At 53.7% G+C, this 661-nt stretch carries 1 rRNA gene (only partly in view); it reads right to left on the bottom strand.

From position 1 onward, the window contains the following. Positions 1–661, bottom strand: a 23S ribosomal RNA gene (locus tag FHC49_RS04535); its annotated part runs 567 nt beyond the window's last position; the annotation flags it as partial.

The following is a 661-nucleotide window of genomic DNA, read 5'->3' as shown; positions in this document are numbered from 1 at the left end:
TTAACCTGTTTCCCATCGACTACGCCTTTCGGCCTCGCCTTAGGGGTCGACTCACCCTGCCCCGATTAACGTTGGACAGGAACCCTTGGTCTTCCGGCGTGCGGGTTTTTCACCCGCATTATCGTTACTTATGTCAGCATTCGCACTTCTGATACCTCCAGCATCCCTCACGAGACACCTTCGCAGGCTTACAGAACGCTCCCCTACCCAACAACACATAGTGTCGCTGCCCATTATCGTTACTTATGTCAGCATTCGCACTTCTGATACCTCCAGCATCCCTCACGAGACACCTTCGCAGGCTTACAGAACGCTCCCCTACCCAACAACACATAGTGTCGCTGCCGCAGCTTCGGTGCACAGTTTAGCCCCGTTACATCTTCCGCGCAGGCCGACTCGACCAGTGAGCTATTACGCTTTCTTTAAATGATGGCTGCTTCTAAGCCAACATCCTGGCTGTCTGAGCCTTCCCACATCGTTTCCCACTTAACTGTGACTTTGGGACCTTAGCTGGCGGTCTGGGTTGTTTCCCTCTTCACGACGGACGTTAGCACCCGCCGTGTGTCTCCCGTGATAACATTCTTCGGTATTCGTAGTTTGCATCGGGTTGGTAAGTCGGGATGACCCCCTAGCCGAAACAGTGCTCTACCCCCGAAGATGA

It is taken from the genome of Kluyvera sp. EC_51 (assembly GCF_019584505.1).
In the GTDB taxonomy this organism is placed as follows: Bacteria; Pseudomonadota; Gammaproteobacteria; order Enterobacterales; family Enterobacteriaceae; genus Kluyvera; species Kluyvera sichuanensis.
This window is presented reverse-complemented; position numbering and strand designations above follow the sequence as displayed.